At 33.7% G+C, this 17,426-nt stretch carries 8 protein-coding genes; 2 read left to right on the top strand and 6 right to left on the bottom strand.

What is annotated here, in order from left to right; translation table 11 throughout:
* The first annotated feature begins 175 nt into the window (after window positions 1-175).
* Window positions 176-3,883 (top strand): metallophosphoesterase, encoded by a 3,708-nt coding sequence (locus ABJF52_RS06410; RefSeq protein WP_348147985.1) that lies wholly within the window; start codon window positions 176-178, stop codon window positions 3,881-3,883.
* Window positions 3,884-3,885: 2 nt separating this feature from the next.
* On the opposite strand, the gene ABJF52_RS06405 is transcribed toward ABJF52_RS06410, so the two are convergent.
* Window positions 3,886-5,238: a vanadium-dependent haloperoxidase gene (locus ABJF52_RS06405; RefSeq protein ID WP_348147982.1), complete on the bottom strand. Its 1,353-nt coding sequence runs from the start codon at window positions 5,236-5,238 to the stop codon at window positions 3,886-3,888.
* 257 nt (window positions 5,239-5,495) lie between these two features.
* Between ABJF52_RS06405 and ABJF52_RS06400 the strand changes: the two genes are divergently transcribed.
* Entirely contained in the window at window positions 5,496-7,082 is a 1,587-nt protein-coding gene (locus tag ABJF52_RS06400; RefSeq protein WP_348147979.1) for a solute:sodium symporter family transporter, read from the top strand.
* Window positions 7,083-7,167: 85 nt separating this feature from the next.
* Here ABJF52_RS06400 and xylA read toward each other — a convergent pair whose 3' ends face one another.
* The 5 genes from xylA to ABJF52_RS06375 form a co-directional block, all read right to left on the bottom strand.
* Window positions 7,168-8,493: a xylose isomerase gene (xylA, locus tag ABJF52_RS06395; protein ID WP_348147976.1), complete on the bottom strand. Its 1,326-nt coding sequence runs from the start codon at window positions 8,491-8,493 to the stop codon at window positions 7,168-7,170.
* Between the two features lies 1 nt (window position 8,494).
* Window positions 8,495-9,979 (bottom strand): FGGY family carbohydrate kinase, encoded by a 1,485-nt coding sequence (locus tag ABJF52_RS06390; protein ID WP_348147973.1) that lies wholly within the window; start codon window positions 9,977-9,979, stop codon window positions 8,495-8,497.
* Between the two features lie 351 nt (window positions 9,980-10,330).
* Window positions 10,331-13,522 carry a VCBS repeat-containing protein gene (locus ABJF52_RS06385; protein WP_348147970.1) on the bottom strand — a complete coding sequence of 1,064 codons (3,192 nt, stop codon included), beginning with the start codon at window positions 13,520-13,522 and terminating at the stop codon, window positions 10,331-10,333.
* A 76-nt stretch (window positions 13,523-13,598) separates the two neighbouring features.
* Complete coding sequence (locus ABJF52_RS06380) at window positions 13,599-16,898, bottom strand: CRTAC1 family protein (RefSeq protein ID WP_348147967.1); 3,300 nt, start codon at window positions 16,896-16,898, stop codon at window positions 13,599-13,601.
* On the bottom strand, window positions 16,885-17,388 hold the full coding sequence (locus tag ABJF52_RS06375; RefSeq protein WP_348147965.1) for a hypothetical protein: 504 nt from the start codon (window positions 17,386-17,388) through the stop codon (window positions 16,885-16,887). Before ABJF52_RS06375 ends, ABJF52_RS06380 begins: the two co-directional genes overlap by 14 nt.
* Between the last annotated feature and the right edge of the window lie 38 nt (window positions 17,389-17,426).

The raw sequence follows: 17,426 nt of genomic DNA, 5'->3' as shown, positions 1-17,426 counted from the left end.
TTTGATAAACAGTTACACTGCATATTTAATTGTATTTCGTTTTAGCTAGTTTGGTGATAATGGACTATCAATTATAACGATAACAATTTATTACTGCTATTATTTTTGAATAATCAGTTCTATACGGTTATTTTGTAGTTTGCTAAAAATTAAAAAAGGCAACTAATTATTTTATATGAAGAATTTCTATTTTATTATTTTTTGCATGCTTTTTTTAAGTGGCTGTGCTACTCAAAAGGCAAAATATGCTCTTGAAAAATCGGGTATTTTGGATAGTGTCACAACCAAGCCTGTTCATACTTTTTATCTTATAGGTGATGCTGGTAAATCTCCTATGGGCGGATTTAATAGTAACCTGAAGCTATTTAAGGAGCGTTTGAAAAATGCTGATGAAAATAGTACTGCTATTTTTCTCGGTGATAATATTTACCCTGCTGGATTACCTTCTGAAAATCACAAAAACTACCTTAAGGCTAAAAATAGTTTAGATGCTCAATTAAAATCTTTGGAAGATTTTAAGGGTAAACCACTTTTTATACCTGGAAACCATGATTGGTATTCAAATGGTCTCGAAGGCCTCGAACGACAACAGAATTATATTCAGGAGAAACTGGATAGTAAAGATGTGTTTTTTCCTGAAGATGGTTGTCCAATAGAGAAAATTGATATTAGTGATGATATTGTTGTAATTGCGATTGATACAGAGTGGTATTTAACAAACTGGGATAATCACCCAGACATGAATGATCATTGTGAAATTAAGGATCGCGAAAAATTCTTTGAAGAAATAGAAGGTTTAATTAAAAAAAATGCTAATAAAACAACCTTAATTGCGGCGCATCATCCGATGTCTACCTATGGAAACCATGGTGGTCAATATTCATTTAAACAGCACATGTTTCCAACAAACTCCAATTTACCGTTACCTATTATTGGTTCCGTAATAAATGTATTAAGGAGAACGACTGGGACTTCACATCAAGATATGTCCAACAAGCGATATAACGAAATGCGAAGACGCTTAATTACGTTGGCACAGTATTCAGAAAAAGTAATATTTGTTTCGGGTCATGAACACTCACTTCAATATATTTTAGAAAATAATACTCCGCAAATTGTTAGTGGTTCTGGCTCTAAACAAGAGGCTACTATGTTGTTGAATGGGAGTCAGTTCTCAACAGGTGAAATGGGTTACGCAAAATTAGAGGTTTATGAAGATGGTTCTTCTAATGTTTATTTCTATGGAGTAGATAATAATGATAAGGAAGAAAATTTATTTGCTACAAATGTTCTAAAGGCCGACAAAAAAGGAATTGGTCAACAATATGCTAAAAACTTCCCTCCAACAGTTAAAGCATCAATTTATACTAAAGAAGAAACCGATAAAAGTGGTTTGTTTAAATGGTTTTGGGGTGAACGTTATCGCGATGTCTATTCTACTGAAGTTACAGCACCAACCATTGATTTAGATACCTTGTTTGGTGGTTTAAAAGTAATGCGAAAAGGTGGAGGGCATCAATCAAAATCATTACGGTTGGTTAATCCCGAAGGGAAGGAATATGTAATGCGTGCACTTAAAAAAAGTGCGGAGGTTTATTTACAAGCTATGGTCTTTAAAGATCAATATGTTGTAGGAGAATTTGATGGAACGTACACGGAGCAGTTGTTATTGGATTTTTACACAGGATCTCATCCGTACGCGCCTTTTACTGTAGGTACATTATCTGATGCTGTTGGTATATATCACACAAACCCCATATTGTATTACATTCCGAAACAGGATGCAATAGGTGCTTATAATGATGAATTTGGAGATGAATTATATATGATAGAAGAGCGGACTGATGATGGCCATGGAGATCAAGCTAGTTTTGGTCATGCAAATAAGATGATTAGTACTGACGATTTGCTTAAAAAATTACGTAAGGATGAAAAATACACTGTGGATAAAACCGCATATATTCGTGCACGTCTGTTTGATATGATGATTGGTGATTGGGACCGTCATACGGATCAATGGCGATGGGCAGAGTTTGAAGATAAGAAGAATGATGAAGTTGTCTATAAACCTGTACCACGCGATCGAGATCAGGTGTATTCAGAAATGGGAGATGGTTTCTTTATGAATTTAGCAACAAGAGCAATTCCTGGTTTGACTTTAATGGAAGGTTTTAATGAAGAAATACGAAGCGTTAAGGGTTTTAATGGTTCACCTAAAACTTTTGCATTAGACATGGTTTTATTACCCGAAACCGAATTAAGTCAGTGGGAGGAACAAACAGCCTTAATTCAAAATAAAATTACTTCTCAAATTGTTGATTCGGCCTTTGAGCAATTTCCTAAGGAAATACAAAATGAACGTTTAGCAGTCATTAAGAAAAAACTTTTGAGTCGTAAGAATGATTTATTACAAACGGCTAGAGAATACTATAACATTCTTAATAAGTACGCTATAGTTGTTGGTACTGATAAGGATGATTTATTTACAATTACAGGATTGCCAAATGGAGAAACCACTGTTGTAGGTAATCGAATAAAGAAAGGTGATAAAGGAAAACAGTTTTTTAAAAAAACATTCGATCCTAAAATCACGAAAGAAATATGGATATATGGACTAGATGATGATGATCGTTTTGATGTTAATGATGTTAAATCGAACCATATTAAACTTAGAATTGTCGGCGGTCATAATAATGATATTTATAATGTTGTAGATAGTAAAGGTGTTAATATTTATGATCAAAAATTGAAGAAGAATACCTTTGAGAATAAAGAAGGTGCTAGAATTCGGTTAAGTAATGACTACGAAACAAACACCTATCAACCTATAAAACTTAAAAGTAGTTCGAACCAATTTGTTCCAACAATAGGTGCAAACCCGGACGACGGTTTTAGAATTGGTTTTTCCAATATTTATACTAAAAACGGATTTAAACAGAACCCATTTACTAGTCAACATATTATTAATGGAGCTTTTTACTTTGCAACTCAAGGTTTTAATATTGGTTATAAAGGGGAGTTTGCGAATGTTTTTGGGAAGGCAAATTTTGAGTTGGATGCAAAGTTTACCAGTCCTAATTTTAGTATTAACTTTTTTGGTCTTGGAAATGAAACCGAAAATTTTGATGATGATTTAGAACTTGATTATAACCGTGTAAAAATCGAAAAAATTAGATTTTCCCCATCATTGGTATGGCGTGGAGATATGGGTTCTAAATTTCGTACAGGTATTTCTTATGAAAGTATTGAAGTTGAAGAAACAGAGGATCGCTTTGTAAATACCTTTTATGTGGCTAACGGTGAAGACAATCAAAAAGATTTTGTAGGCATAGAAAGTGAATATGATTATTCGAATACAGATAATGCTGCGTTTCCAACTATAGGTATGTCAACATCACTACTGCTCGGGTATAAGACGTCTGTTTCTTCTGAAGGAGAAAGTTTTGGTTATATAGTTCCTAGTCTTTCGATTGATCATAAATTAATTCCTAATGGAAGGCTAGTATTGGCGACAAAATGGAAAGCACATTTTAATTTGGGAGAGGGGTTTGAGTTTTATCAAGGGGCGAGTATTGGCGGAGTTGATGGTCTTCGTGGATTTAGAAACCAACGTTTTACCGGTAAAACTTCGTATTATCAGAACACCGACCTCAGATATAGTTTGCGTAAAATACGAACTGGAATTTTACCTATGTCAATTGGGCTATATGGTGGTTTTGATTATGGTAGAGTGTGGATTACTAATCAAGATTCTAATCAATGGCATACCTCATATGGAGGAGGTTTTTTCTTGAATGCAGTCGATATACTCTCGTTAAATTTCGCCCTGTTTAATAGCGAAGATGGTCTAAGATTTTCGTTTGGACTAGGTTTCGGTTTTTAATTTTATTTAACTGAAGCTAAATTTGAATCCGTCGTCATTTTAAGATTGTTTAAAACAAACTGACCTAAATCACGACCTTGTTTAACTCCAACTTCTACGGCAGCTCTATAATGTATACCACCATACATTCTACTAATTGCCGCTTCGTTTGCCGCAGCGTTAAATGATTTGAAACTACGTACAGGCAGACCATAAGGTAGTTCTGTGTCGTCATCAAATGCAAAATTGTCACCATAAATTTCGGTCAATGCTGTACCTGCTGCACCAGAAACTACACTATGTCCACTTGTGTATTCAGGAAAAGGAGGAGTTTGTAAAATAGGCTGCCAACTCTCATCTATATGTTGATTAATTAAAGTCTCAGGTCGTATTAAATTGCTTCGGTATTTTTCATCCCAACAACTAATAAAAGCATCCGCTATTGCCATTGACGTTTTTGTATAGGCATATAAAGTTTGGTCGAAATCACTTTTCATTTTTCTACTGGCAATTTTAGTTATTCCAATCCAATGAGCACCAGGCGTTATTTTTTTGGTAGCAAACATTAAATGCCCTCTTGTTACAGAAACATAAGGATTACAATCCCAGAATTGCGCAATAGCTACACCATCTGAAGTATCACCTTCTTTAGTAATTTCATTGCTTATATTATATACTTCTATAAGCTCTTTATAAAAATCGGAATCCTTTTCCATTGAAAATTTTGGTGGTGGAATTGGTTTAAATTGTGAAGCCGAATCTATTACAAAAGGCCTTATTTTATTCCAATGCGGCTCTATGCCTTCATGGTAAGCTGGCGGTGTGGGTTGCCATCTTGTTTGGTCTTCAATATCGACGGTAAACTTAGGCATGGTACGTGTTTGCGCATAATTATCCTTCCCCATCCAATTGCCAATATGTTCTGCCACTTCTAAACCATACGTTTTTGATGAATTAAATAAGGTTGAATTCTTAGAATTCCAATTAGTATAAAGACTATCACGTAAAGCTTCCATTCTATCTTCTGAAAAAATGAGTCTTTTACTTAATTCCATATGTGCTACCAATGCTGCCATTTGGTAATTGATAGTTGTATTTTCTTTTGGTTTTGGAATGGCAGTTAAGTCTGTTACTTGGCCTGCTAATGATAAATAATCTGGATTCTCAAGAGCTATAATTTCATAAGCCGCAATATTCGGATATGCAAAAATTCTGCTTGCAACTGGTGGAGAAAAAATATCATGAATCATTATTTCAATTACCTTATCTACAGAGGCATGAAGATCTTCAGGTGAAATAATAATTGCTTCTTCTTTTTTTTCTTCATTGCAAGACAAAAACAAAACAATGGCAGCTAATAAAAAGATATTTCTCATGATTCTTTAAAAAGTTATTAGTCTAAAACGATATGTTCTTCTACTTATCGTCTTAAGTTAATTTTGCAATATTACGTTAAAATTAGCGGTTGTCAAGGCGCCTTATAGTTAAAAGAAATGTTGTATTATATTGATAATCTATTAATTCGATTAAAAATAAGTTGAAAAACTAAAAATGTGGTTAGAAATACCCTTGAATTCCTCGATTTTAATAAATAATCCGATATATTTAGCCTTGCAATCAAACCAAAATTTTTATGTTCGGAATACTCTCTTTTGTGGGCTTCACAGTATTAGTAGCTGTAGTAGCTTATTTAGCAACACGATCAACAAACGAAAAATCTTCCGATGGGTATTTCCTTGGGGGTAGAAGTTTAACAGCAGGAGTTATAGCAGGATCTTTGCTTTTAACAAACTTATCTACCGAACAAATTGTTGGTCTTAATGGTGATGCATACCGTGATGGCATTTTGGTTATGGCTTGGGAGACTCTGGCTGCTATAGCAATGGTAATCTGTGCAATTTATCTTTTGCCACGCTATTTAAAAGGAGGAATTAGTACAATTCCAACATATTTAGAACGTAGATTTGATACTACCACAAAAGCAATGACTTCAGGATTGTTTCTTAGTGGTTACGCCATTGTACTTTTGCCTATAGTCCTTTATTCTGGATCACTTGCGATTAGCGGAATGTTTGATTTACCTGGAAAATTAGGAATATCGGAATGGGCTTCTATTTGGGTGTGCGTATGGAGTATTGGTTTAATTGGTAGTATTTATGCCATTTTTGGTGGGTTGAAAGCTGTTGCCGTATCAGACAGTATAAATGCTATTGGTTTATTAATAGGTGGGTTGTTAATTCCTGTATTTGGTCTTCTGGCCATTAGTGATGACAATAGCATTCTTGGTGGATTATCAAAATTGACAGCGGAACACCCTGAGAAATTTAATGCAATAGGTTCGGAATCGTCAAGTATTCCGTTTGCTACAATATTCACCGGAATGGTACTGGTGCAATTATTTTACTGGGGCAGTAATCAACAAATTATTCAACGTGCATTGGGTGCGAAAAATTTGGCAGAAGGACAAAAAGGGTTACTGTTAGCTGCCTTTTTTAAAATTTTGGGTCCGATAATAGTTGTTTTGCCAGGTATTATAGCCTTCCATATGTTTGATGGACAATTAGAAAGAGCCGATCAAGCATATCCGAAATTAGTAGCGCAAGTATTACCACCGGCTTTTGTTGGTTTTTTTGCTGCAGTACTCTTTGGTGCTATTTTAAGTTCATTTAATAGTGCATTAAACAGTTGTGTTACTTTATATGGTATTGATATTTATAAACAGTATATAAATAAAGATGCCAATGAATCTTTAGTTGTATCTAAAGGAAAACAATTTGGAATAGGACTGGCCATATTTGCAATGGTGTTGGCACCGTTTCTATATTACGCATCAAGCGGATTGTTTGGTTATTTGCAGCAAGTAAATGGTGCTTATAGTATACCGATACTCTCCGCTATTGTTATTGGTTTTCTAACCAAAAGGGTTCCAGCGTCTGCAGCTAAAGTTGGAATTATTTTTGCCTTTGTCGTGTATGTAGCATACATTATATTGTCAAGAGGATTTGGTGTTGCATGGTTACCTCATATGTTGCATATGCAGGCTATCACTTTTGTGTTGACAATAATTTTGATGTTAGTTATCGGCAAAATGAAACCTAGAGATACAGATTATATACAAGAGTATACCAATGAAGTTAATATTACGAATTGGAAATATGTTAAACCGGCTGGTTTATTAATAACTCTAGTAGTGATAAGTACTTATATTATTTTTAGATAAGAAAGTTATATCTAAAATAGTAGTAGCAATGAAAAACCCAACATATTTTATGTTGGGTTTTTTATATAAAATAAAAATGTGCTGCTTATATATACTGGTTGATGATGTTTTCGAAAAGCTCTTGTTTACCACTTTGTAAATCTAACTCCCCATTTTCCTTAGCTATTTCGTAAAGATCATTGAAATCTAATTTTCCATTTTCAAAATCGTTTCCTTTGCCAGTATCAAAAGAACTGTATCTTTTTTTGCGAAGCGACTCATAAGAAGAAGATCTTAGGATTTTATCAGCTGTAAGTAAACCGCGAGCAAAAATATCAATACCACCAATATGTGCATGGAATACATCATCCATGTCGGTAGAATTTCTTCTAATTTTAGCATCAAAATTAACACCACCACCTTGTAGTCCACCGGCTTGTAAAAAGGTAATCATTGCCTCGGTGATTTCAGTAATGTTATTTGGAAATTGGTCTGTATCCCATCCATTTTGATAATCTCCACGGTTAGCATCTAAACTTCCTAACATTCCGTGAGCAGCAGCAACTTCCATTTCATGTTGCATGGTGTGGCTAGCTAAAGTAGCATGGTTAAACTCTAAGTTTAATTTAAAATCATCTTGTAAACCATGTTCGTTTAGGAAGCCGACAACCGTGGCTGAATCAAAATCATATTGATGTTTCATTGGTTCCATAGGTTTAGGTTCAATAAAGAAATTACCTTTAAAACCTTGGCTTCTGGCATAATCACGGGCCATACCTAAAAAGCGACCCATATGATCTAATTCTCTTTTTAAATCTGTATTTAAAAGAGACATATATCCTTCACGACCACCCCAGAACACATAATTTTCACCATTCAGTGCAATTGTTGCATCTAATGCTAATTTTATCTGCCCGCCAGCACGAGCCAAAACATTAAAATCGGGATTTGTAGATGCCCCATTCATATATCTTGGATTTGAGAAGCAGTTTGCTGTACCCCATAATAATTTTACTCCCGATTCAGCTTGTTTACCTTTTAAAATATCAACAATTGTTGAAATTCTTTTTTCCGATTCCGCAAAGGTTGCACCTTCTTGAATTAGATCAAAATCGTGAAAACAGTAATAGTCTACTCCTAATTTTGTAATAAATTCAAATGCTGCATCGGCTTTTGCTTTGGCAGCATCTATAGCATCAGAAGGTTGATCCCATGGGAAGCTTTGGGTACCCGGTCCAAAAGGGTCAGCACCTTGTCCGCAGAAGGTATGCCAATAAGCAACTGCAAATTTGAAATGCTCGCGCATTGTTTTGCCCGCTACAACTTGGTCTGGGTTGTAATACTTATATGCGAAAGGATTATCAGAATCTTTACCTTCATATTTAATTTCACCTATTCCTTTAAAATATTCTTTGTCTCCAATGAGTGCCATATTAGTTGTTTTTAAGTAGTTGTTGTAGTTCGTTTTTCCATTTTTCATACGCATTTTCATACGCACTTTTAGTTTCGGATGGTTTAAAACCCATCACATAATCATTATTCATTATTTGTTTACCAAAGGTGTCAAAATCTCCTTTGTGAAGTGTGCAAGCTCTTGCTGCACCAATTGCACCAGTGGTTTTGTAAATTTCAATTTCTTGTCCAATAAGAGTAGCTATAGTATTGGAGAATATTTCTGATCTAAAAAGATTGTCATTACCCGCTCTTATTACGTTGGGGCTAATTCCGTCTGATGACATAATTTCCATGCCATAGACAAAAGAAAAGGCAATACCTTCTAATGCCGCTCTACATAAATGTGCTTTGTTATGATTGTTTAAATTGATATTAGACATCTTTGTGCCTAGGGTTTTATTATTTAGCATTCGCTCTGCACCATTGCCAAAAGGATGAATGGTTACTCCATCTGAACCAATAGCAACAGTAGCAGCTAAATCATTCATTTCTTCATAAGAGCTAACGTCTAAATTATTTAGTAACCATCTGTATTGAATTCCAGAACCGTTAATACAAAGCAATTTACCTATACGTGTTGTTTGTTTGCTGTAATTAACATGTGCAAAATTATTAACACGCGTACTTTCTTTACTAGATAGACTTTCCGTTATTGCATAAACTACCCCCGAGGTGCCACCGGTAGCAGCAACCTCTCCTGGATTAAATACATTTAAAGAGAGTGCATTGTTGGGTTGGTCACCAGCTCTATATAAAATTGATGTTCCTTCTGCTAAACCAGATTCTAAAGCACCTTGTTTTGATACTTTGCCTTGAATTGAAAAGGTATCTTTTATCTCAGGTACTAGCGCTTTATCTATACCGTAATGCTCTAAAAGCCAATCGGCAATATTATTTTTTTTGAAATCCCAAAATACACCTTCAGAAAGCCCTGAAATTGTTGTGCAAATGGAATCACTTAATTTATATGCTATATAGTCACCAGGAAGCATAAATTTATAAATCTGGTCATAAATATCTGGTTCATTGTCTTTTACCCATTTTAGCTTTGAGGCGGTAAAATTAGAAGGAGAATTTAATAGTTCTTCCGAACACTTTTTATTGCCTAAGGCATCAAATGCTTTCTGACCGATTTCAACGGCCCTGCTATCACACCAGATAATTGAATTTCGTAATGGATTACCCTTTTTGTCGACTACAACTAAACCATGCATTTGATAAGAAATACCAACGCCTTTAATTGTTGAAACATCGATTTTGTTTTCAGAAATTAGTCTTTTTGTTGCATTACAAATATGTAGCCACCAATCATTAGGATCTTGCTCAGCCCAACCATTTTTTATTGCAATCATTTCCATCTCAATACTAGGTTCACTTACTACGGAAATAGACTTTCCGGTAGCAGTTTCTACAAGTGCTGCTTTTATTGAAGAACTGCCAATGTCATAACCAATTGAGTACATAAAAATTAATTATTATTAGAAGGTTCAAGATATTGTTTTAGATGCATTGTAGCAAATGAATTTAGGTTTTGATAGAAGCATAACATTTATTTAGAACATAGTGTCAGGGTAATTAGATACTTGCTAATAGGCGATAGTGGAATATACAGCTAGGAAATATTTTGTTAGTGGGATAGTAGATTATTAATGATCTATAAGAAAGGTATATGTTGCTTATTTGCCTATTACGCTTTAATGTTAAAAGATGATGTTTCTATTAGTCTTTTTGCTTTATTTATTACCTAGCCTTAAATAGGTTAAATGTCTAAACCCATTTACTACTTTTCGAAAGTAGGATTAGGTGCTTGAATCTTACTTTAGTACATAAGCTCGATTATTGTTTGAAATTACCAAGTAGGTAGCGGATGAAAGGTTTATAATATGCTTAGCTTCTAGCCCAATAGGTAAAGGCAAGTTTGTGCTCTTTTTATAAGTGTTTTTATCAAAGTTGGCCAGTATTCCGCCAGCATTACCATCGTTATTACCTAATTCGGTTACAAACCCTTTATAATTACCTACGTAGGCAACGCTTTTGCCCGAAACAACAAAATCTTGAATAGTACTCGCCTGAGCAGATTTTGGTAGTGGATGACCAACTAAACTATCTCCTGAATTTAAGTATACCATGGAACGAAGTTCATGTAGTTCTTTTTTTACATTAATATCTTTAACCGCTTTATCAGTGATATCTTCTATACCTTTAATCTTTGAAAATTCGTTGTAATTTTTATATTTTTTGGCTAAATAGGGGAGTTGGGCATTTAAAGTTGTTCTATTTGCGAAAGGAACGTCATTGCCAAAAAGAGGGTAAAATATGATTGGATCTAATTGCCCATTCTCATCAAAATCATCAATATATAATTTTACAGGTTTTTCTGTTGTCGCCTGCCACTTAAAGTTCTCGCCTACATTGCCTGCCAAAATATCTAAGCTGCCATTACCATCAATGTCCGTAACTTCAATAGTATTCCATAGACCTGAAGTTTTAGATAGGCCTAAGGCTGGTGTGGCATATTTAAATTTTCCATTTTTTTGATTCATTAGTATCGTAATTGGCATCCAATCTCCAATCACTATTAAATCTTTAAAACCATCATTATTTAAATCGGCCCATTTACTGTCAGTTACCATACCCATTTTATCTTGGGCAACAGCAGTAAAACCACCTTTTGTGTTGTTTTTCAAAATTAAACTTACTGGAGACATACCATAAGCTCCTGGCACAGAACGGCTCCCTACAAACAAATCTTTAAAACCATCATTATTGTAGTCGCCGGCAGCTAAACTACCGCCGTTAGTGGCAGGTAGTTGTGCTGTAACTCGTTCAAATTTCCCATTTCCCTGATTTATGTACATTCTGTCTTCTAATAATGGATCGCCTTCTTGCTTATCATTTCCACCACTTTGTACATATAAATCTAAATCTCCATCATTTTCAAGATCAAAAGCAACTGCATTAACATCTTCATATTTTTCGTCCATTTCAAAAGTTGAAACCGCAATTTTTTCAAAATCATTTGAAGCTAAACCTTTATAAAATGATGACTTATGGTAACGGGAACCTCCTATGAATAAATCTTTAATTCCGTCGCCTGTAAGGTCTTCATAAACTAAAGCTGGGCCTTCAGTAGATAGTTTTTCAGGCATTAAGGGTTCACGACCATAATCAAGGTAATCGTTTTCAAAATGAATATACGGGAATTCTGTAACACTAATATCAGTGCTGATTATGCTTGTTTTAAAAGTAGACAAGTCAGTCTTTTGAGATACACTATTTTTGGTGTTTAGGACTACTTTCTTCTCAGTTTGAATTTTCCCATTAGGCCATATTATTTGTGCTGAATCAATAATTTTTTGTGAACCCAATCCAAAATGCAATGTTCTTGTAGATGCTGATTGAAAACCTCTTGAAGGTGATAGTTGTTTTTCGCGATAAGTTCCATTTGAAAATACTCTAACTTTACTTCCGGTTGTAACAGATTCTGTATTGTTTTTATCCAATGAAAATTGAATGTAGTTTTCAGTTTGATTCTGTTGTGTTTTATTTTCTAAAAGAGTAGCGTTGGAGTTGATGTTGTTAATGATTATGTCAATATCGCCATCGTTATCAAAATCAGAATAAGCAGCTCCGTTAGAATACGAAGTAGTTAATCCAATTTCTTTTGATATGTTCTCAAAACTATGATCTCCATTGTTTTTTAGCAGCACGTTGGGGAGTTTTATAGTGGGCATTTGTGCAATTAATTTTTGCTCTAACTTTTTTTGATTTTCATTAGTATATTTAGCAAAGTCTGTAGAGCTTAAATAGTTTATATAATCCAAATCATTAGGGCGCTTGTATATTCCATTTGTAATATAAACATCGTTTAATCCGTCATTATCAAAATCTTGAATAAGTGCACTCCAACTCCAATCAGTAGCATGAGCCTTAGCCATTAAAGCTCTATCCGAAAATTCTCCATTACCAGTATTTATTTGCATCGCATTACGAGCATACTGTGTTTGGTATCCAAAATCATTTTTAATTTGAGTAACCTTGTCGGTGTCTTCACCACCCGATTTTAAGAATATTTCATTATCATAAGGCATCATATCTAAGGTGAAAATATCGGGGAGGTTGTCGTCGTTTAAGTCGCCAATATCCATTCCCATAGAAAAACGACTGGTATGTGTAAAGTATTTTTCTGAACTTTCGGTAAAAGTTACTTGTTTGTTTTCACCTTTAGGACCATTGTTAATATAGAGATAGTCATTTTCATGAAAATCGTTACTAATATAGATGTCAGTTAGCCCATCGCCGTTTATATCAGACGCATTAATTCCTAAGCCATACCCTAAAGAACTTGAATAAATGCCTACTTTTTCGGTAACATCCTCAAAATAAAATTGACCTTCATTTAATTTGTTTTCATAAAAGACATCACCAGATAAACTGTCTTTTTCATAACGTTTTTCAATTCCTCCATAACTTCTTGTAGTATGTACGGCATGGTTTAAGAGGTAAATATCCATATCGCCGTCATTATCATAATCTAAGAAAGCAGTTTGCGTACTAAATCCATTGAAATTAAGTCCAATTTCTTGACTCACTTCTATAAAAGATACGTTTTTGTTGTCGTCTAACTTTCCTTGATTGATATAGACTTTATTGTGTGCGTCTTCGCGAAAAACGCCCACTTTAGATACATAAATATCTAAAAAACCATCATTGTTTAAATCTTCAAAACTAACGCCTGTAGACCAAGTGGAATCAATTTCAATACCCGAAGTTTTTGTAATATCTTCAAAAGTTAAGTTACCCTTATTTAGGTATAATTTATCAGGTAATTGATTAGCGGTAAAGTATATATCATCTAAGCCATCGTTATTTAAATCGCCAACTGCCACACCACCACCATTGTAATAATATAAATAATCTATAATGTTTAGATTCTCCTTGTAACTTAAATCGTTTGAAAATTGCAGCCCACTTTTTTCAGGATTAACTTCAGAAAACATTGACATGATTGCTTTGTTTTGTTCATTTTCAGAACATGCAACTACAAGAAAAATTAATACTAAAACAACTAAATTAATTGCTTTATTTAAAAGAAAATTGAACCAGTGAGTCATTATTTCGTGTTACTATTAAGGTATTTGTATTTGGTATTTTTTTAATGCTTCTAATTTCGCCATCCACCTTAAAACCTTTGTTGTTTGATGTTGATACGAAATTTAAGTTACCCTTATTTTCAATAAACAAACCGTAAGAAGCATCATACCTGCCAACTTCTGGTTTTGCTTTATATAAGTTACCTCCAAGTATTAGGTCTACATCACCATCGTTGTCGAAATCCCCGGATTCAATTGCGTAAATTGGGGAATATTGGACTGTCGAAGGAAGTTCGCTTTTTACGAATTTGAAATTACCTTCATTTATCAATAAAGTTGTTTCTAAAGTATTTGCAATAGATATAGTGGTATTTTGTAATTGATTATCATCAAAAATTTCGGTGATTGATGCATTTTCAAAGGATTTGTAATCTGGAAACTTCTTTTTTAGTTCTTTAATTTGATCAATTAAATCGTGCCGTAGTGCAAAAGGATAGTCTTTACCATTTTTAGCTGTGAAAGTCATTATTGGGTCTACTCTTCCATTTGTGTCAAAATCATTAAGAAACAGTTTTATAGGTTGTTCATCTGTGGCTCTAAATCGACTATTTAAACCGTGATTGCCAACTACCAAATCTAAATCTCCATCACCATCAATATCTACACTATGTAGAGTATTCCACCAACCGTTCACCTTTGGTGTTTCTTTCACTTTTGAGAATACACCATTTTCATTTTTGAAAAAAGTTATATTCATAAACTCTCCCACAACCACTAAATCAGGGTCTTTATCTTTGTCTAAATCTATAAATTGGGCATCCGTAACCATACCTAAGTTTTTAAATACTTGAGATTGTTTTTCGGTTGCAGCAATAAAGTTGCCATTACCATTATTAAGTAATAGAAATCCTGAACCTTTTACACCATATTTACTAGGTATAACACGTTCACCTACAAATAAATCCAAATCGCCATCATCATCAATATCTGCTGCGGTAACTGTACTCGTACTATTGGTTGAAGTTGCTAGCGGTAGTTTTTGCGAAGAAACTGAAAAATTTCCTTTGCCATCATTTATATACAAACGGTCATGATAATTGCTAGAGAAATTGGAAAATTCTACACTTCCACTACAAACATAAAGATCTAAGTCATTGTCATTATCAGCGTCAAAAAATAAACTTTCAGAATCTTCTGAAATGGCGTTTATGTCAAAAACTTTTTGCTTACTCTCTTTCCACCCATTTTTTTTATTAAATAATAATGTTGGAGAAAACCCTTTAGAACTACCAATAAAAATATCAGACCGGCCATCATTATCAACGTCACCAATAGTCATTTTTGGACCTTCACTGCTGAGCATTGTATTCAGAAGACGGTCTCTGTTAAAATCTACATAGTTGTTTTCTTTATGCCTATATGTCAGGTTTAAATCTTCTTTACTAAAGATGTTTTGACCATTTGTTCTTGGATACTTAAACGTTTCATTAGCTTTAGTTTGATTAAGTGTTAATGCTGAATTTAGGGTAATATTTGGCAAGAAAGAAGTTTTATTATTTGGCCAAATAATACGCAAAGATGCTTTCTTTGATGCTCCAATTCCTATGGTTAAATTATAATCCATACTAGACTGAAAACCTCGAGTAGGTTGCATTTCGTAATACAAGGTGTCATTGTCTAAATACACTTGTACCTTTGCACCTATAGCATGGGTGTTTTTTTTATCACCATTAAGTTTTAATTTAATATAGTTATTTTGGGTACTTTCACTTGTGTTGTTTTTGTAAACAAATAATGCTGAATTAACATTATTAATAATTAGGTCTAAATCCCCATCATTATCTAAATCTCCATAGGCAGAACCATTTGAAAAACTAGGAGTTAATAAGCCGGATTCTTTGTATAATTGAAAATCTAGATGACCTAAGTTTTTGTACGCTTGGTTTACTACTTTGTTAGATGGAATTACTTTAATGAGTTTTTTGTAATCGATTCCATCTTTGTTAACGATGCTTTTTACAATCTCTTCATTTGAAATGTATTGCAAATAGTCTTGATCTGTAAGATCTTGATATACTCCGTTGGCTATAAATAAATCCTTTAAACCATCATTGTCCATATCAAAAAATAAAGCTCCCCAACTCCAATCAGAAGCTTCAATGCCACTAAATCTACCTACTTCACTATAGGTATTGTTGCCATTATTTAATTGTAACATATTTCTAGTGAACTGATGGTAGTAACCATTTTTTACGCTGTACTGGTATTTGTCCCAATTCTCAAAAGTGGTTACGGTTTTTAAGCGTTGATAATCTTTTGGCAGCATTTCAGTAACAAAAATGTCATTATTGCCGTCATTATTAATGTCGGCCATGTCGGCTCCCATTGATGCCCCACTTATTGATTTCATTTGTTGGGTAAGCACTTCAGAAAATGTTCCATTTTTTTGATTGATATACAGATAGTCTCTTTCAAAAAAATCATTAGAAACGTAGATGTCTTCCCAGCCATCATTATTGGTGTCGCCAACAGTTACTCCTAATCCAAAGCCGATAATGCTTCCATAAATGCCTGCTTTTTTACTAACATCAACAAACTTTCCATCAATATTCTCCATGAGTTTGTCACCTCCTTTTTCATCGCGTTTAGGCCGTTCATTTTTTTTAAGGTTAAAACTGCCAATGGCTTGGTAAGAGTTGTTTAAAATATATACATCTAAATCTCCATCTTTATCAAAGTCAAAAAAAGAGGCATGCGTTGAAAACCCTTGGTCTGCTAATCCATATTCTTCTGCTTTTTCTGTAAATGTTAAGTCACCATTATTAATAAACAATTCATTTTGCTTGTTATCACCATGAACATCTCCAGAATTACATACGTAAATATCTAAAAACCCATCGGCATTAATATCAACCATAGTCACCCCAGTAGACCAAGCCTTGTTCCCAATAGTTGCTGATTTTGTTGAAATTTCTTCAAATTTAAAATCACCTTTATTTAAAAATAATTTATTTTTTTTTGCATTTGCAGTTAAATAAACATCCGCTAACCCATCATTATTAACATCACCTATGGCAACACCGCCACCATTGTAATAATTGCGATAGGTGTAGACGTTAAATTCTTGATTGAAAGGTAAATCATTGTTGAAATGAATATTAGTTTCGGAAGAATCTAGTAAGGTGAAGTTGGCGGTAGCAGGAATTGTAATCGCTGTGTTTTTTTCATTACACGAAAATATCATAGCATAGAATGTCGCTATAATTAATATTTTACTAATCTTCAACATTATACTTTTTCTTTAAATCTTCAATAAGGACATTAACATCTTTGGTGTTTTTATCTAATGAAACCTTTATTTGTCTATTCCCATCAATTTTAATATTGAATTTTTCGTCGTTTTTTAATTTTACTTGAATAAAATCATTTCCAGGAAACCACTTTAATAAGGTGTCTTTCACACTTGTTAGTAATCTGTTATTATATAATTTTTTGTTCCAAGGCGACCAAGCAGAATAATAGAATTTCAAATCCATTCCATCAATTATTGAACTGTTCGTATTTGTTGGGTAAAATAGTAAAACTATATCGTTTGTTTTTGATGTTGTATTTTTATCATATAACATGTATTTTGCATACTTATTACTTGGTCCTTGAGTAACTAATCCTTTTTTATTTAGCTCCATACAGCGATCAAAAAATGTTTTTTTGTGATCACCTAGTTTGATGTCAAAAAGGAGAGTGTCCTTTCTAATGCCTTTTGATAGTTCGGTTTTCACCAATTTGGTGTAATCTGATTGACAAGAAAAAAGTAACC

This window comes from Aurantibacter sp., assembly GCF_039941195.1.
Lineage (GTDB): Bacteria > Bacteroidota > Bacteroidia > Flavobacteriales > Flavobacteriaceae > Aurantibacter_A.
The sequence above is the reverse complement of the archived record's forward strand: the minus strand, read 5'-3'. Positions and strand labels throughout refer to the sequence as shown.